Origin of the sequence: Geobacter grbiciae (assembly GCF_018531165.1) — a bacterium.
In the GTDB taxonomy this organism is placed as follows: Bacteria; Desulfobacterota; Desulfuromonadia; order Geobacterales; family Geobacteraceae; genus Geobacter; species Geobacter metallireducens.
Genome location: NZ_JAHDIW010000040.1, coordinates 1 through 2,362 on the forward strand (window position 1 = coordinate 1; position 2,362 = coordinate 2,362).

Genomic DNA, 2,362 nt, shown 5'->3' on the forward strand with positions numbered 1-2,362 from the left:
GCTGCTGCTGTTTCATGTTTACCTCCCTCTCGGTAGTTTACCAAGCGGGAGTGTCCATCGTCATCAGGATACCTCACAGAATGCAAGGAAGAGTTTGCCGACATCTGCCGTGCTTTGAGAGAATTCAAGTTGTCAAAGGAAGACATTACCAAGCCTGGGGGGAGCGAGAGCGACATCCCGAAGAAATTGTCACGGATTCTTCGACCATTGGGTTGGGAAGAAAGAAAGCTGCAAGCGAAGCTCGTTGTTGATGATGAGGAGGTCTCACACGACACTCATTTTATCGACTATGTTAAGAACCGGGTAGCCCTCGATCTGGAGTGGAACAGCAAGGATCAAACCTTTGACCGCGACCTGTATGCATTTCAGACGTTCTTCAATTACAACAAGATAAGTCTTGGTATTCTCATCACCCGCAGCAATGATTTAGACCCATACTTCGCCAGTCTCGGAAAGTATGTTGATACAAACGGAAAAACGAGGGCATACAAGGATAAATACGGCGCAAGCACAACGCAAATGGGGAAGCTTCTGCCCCGCTTGAAGGCAGGGAGAAACGGCGGTTGTCCGGTACTTGTTTTCGGTATCACATCAAAACTTATCGTTGATTGATTCGCGACCCATTATGTCGCAACCGGAATGTATTCTCTTCTCAAATATCATGAGGTGGCTATGAAAAAACAACCTACCGCTGCAGAAGATTTGCTGAAACGCGTTAAAGGCCACTACGGGACAATTCTCGCAGATCCCCCTTGGCGGTTCTCAAACAGAACTGGCAAAATGGCGCCTGAACATCAGCGCCTGCTTCGCTATCCGACCATGGAGCTTGAGGAGATCATGGAGCTTCCAGTGCAAATGCTTGCCGCTCCCCAGAGTCATTTATACCTTTGGGTTCCCAACGCGCTTCTCGCGGAAGGTTTAGAGGTCATGAAGCGTTGGGGATTCACCTACAAGACGAATCTGATCTGGTATAAGACACGGAAGGACGGAGGACCGGATGGTCGGGGCGTTGGTTTCTACTTCCGTAATGTGACGGAAATCATTCTTTTTGGCGTTCGCGGCAGCCTGAGGACTTTGGAGCCCGGAAGGCGGCAGGTGAACATGATAGCGACCAATAAACGCGAACATTCCCGGAAGCCTGACGAGCAGTACCAGTTGATACAGGAATGCAGCCCAGGCCCCTATCTGGAGCTTTTTGCACGACATCCCCAACCAAGTTGGGCCTGTTGGGGGAATGAGGTGGGAGCTGACGAGGAGATTACGTGGCACGGGAAGAAGATAATCGAATTTCCTCAGCAACGATTGTTCGAAAAGCAAAGTAAGTATGGAAAAGTGAAGAAGTGAAAATAACCCTTTGGTGAGGAAATTAAGAAGCGGCTGATTCGGCCGCTTTCTCCATTTAAGGTGCCATAGCAAATGATGTGTACCAGCCACTCCTCTTTATTAACCATCAGGAACCGTCCATGCCCACCTACATCGAACCCGTCTTCCGCCCACCCAGCGAGGCCCGCAGCCTGATCTTCCAGATCACCATCGGCTGCTCCCAGAACCACTGCGCCTACTGCGGCATGTACAAAATGAAGCGCTTTACGTTGAAGCCGGCGGAGGAGGTTTTCGCCGAGATCGACGGCATCCCGGCCCGGTACCGTCTCCATGTGGATAGGGTCTTTCTGGCCGACGGCGATGCCCTGGTTTACCCCTTCGAGGGGCTCTGCGCCATCCTCGACCGGCTCGCCGCCACGTTCCCGAACCTCACGCGGGTCGGCTCCTACTCCTCGCCCAACAGTCTCACCACCAAGAGTGTGGATGAGTTGCGGATGCTACGGGAGAAGCGGTTGCGGATCGTCTACTTCGGGCTGGAGTCGGGGGATGACGCGACGCTTGCGGCGGTGAACAAGGGATTTACGGCGGAGAAAATGGCGCAGGAGGCCCTAAAGGCCCGGGAAGCGGGGATGAAACTGTCGGTTACGGCCATCCTGGGGGTGGCGGGCCGGGGGCGGAGTCTCGATCATGCGCGGGCCACGGCCGCCTGGGTGAACCGGGTGAATCCCGAGTTCTTCTCGCTCCTCACCCTTTTTCGCCGCCACAACGAGGAGTTCGTCGACACCCTGGACCAGTGCACCCGCCGGGAGCTGCTGGCCGAGGCGAAGGAGCTGCTGACGCACCTCTCCCCCCAGCGGACCATTCTCCGTTCCAACCACGTCTCCAATTTCCTGGAGCTGGCAGGGGGCTATCCCAAGGATCGGGAGCGGCTCATCGCTTCCGTTGAGGAAGCGGTTGCCCATCTTGAGGGGATTCCGGGATACCTGGACGAGGTGCCGGAGTATGGGGAGGAGTATTACTGACACAAGGAATCGGCCAG

Annotated in this window: 2 protein-coding genes and 1 pseudogene; all 3 read left to right on the forward strand. The window is 54.6% G+C overall.

What is annotated here, in order from left to right:
• Nucleotides 1–78: 78 nt before the first annotated feature.
• Nucleotides 79–612, forward strand: a pseudogene (locus tag KJB29_RS19000) (BglII/BstYI family type II restriction endonuclease); the annotation flags it as partial.
• A gap of 60 nt (nucleotides 613–672) precedes the next feature.
• The gene (locus KJB29_RS19005; protein ID WP_215735881.1) at nucleotides 673–1,344 is read left to right on the forward strand and encodes an MT-A70 family methyltransferase; all 672 of its coding nucleotides are present in this window, start codon (nucleotides 673–675) and stop codon (nucleotides 1,342–1,344) included.
• A 119-nt stretch (nucleotides 1,345–1,463) separates the two neighbouring features.
• A complete protein-coding gene (locus tag KJB29_RS19010) occupies nucleotides 1,464–2,345 on the forward strand; it encodes a radical SAM protein (RefSeq protein ID WP_215735882.1) in 882 nt (293 codons plus the stop codon).
• Nucleotides 2,346–2,362: the final 17 nt, after the last annotated feature.

Coding starts and splice junctions, on each gene's coding strand:
- KJB29_RS19005 (WP_215735881.1), top strand. CDS start 673: ATGAAAAAACAACCTACCGCTGCAGAAGATTTGCTGAAACGCGTTAAA.
- KJB29_RS19010 (WP_215735882.1), top strand. CDS start 1,464: ATGCCCACCTACATCGAACCCGTCTTCCGCCCACCCAGCGAGGCCCGC.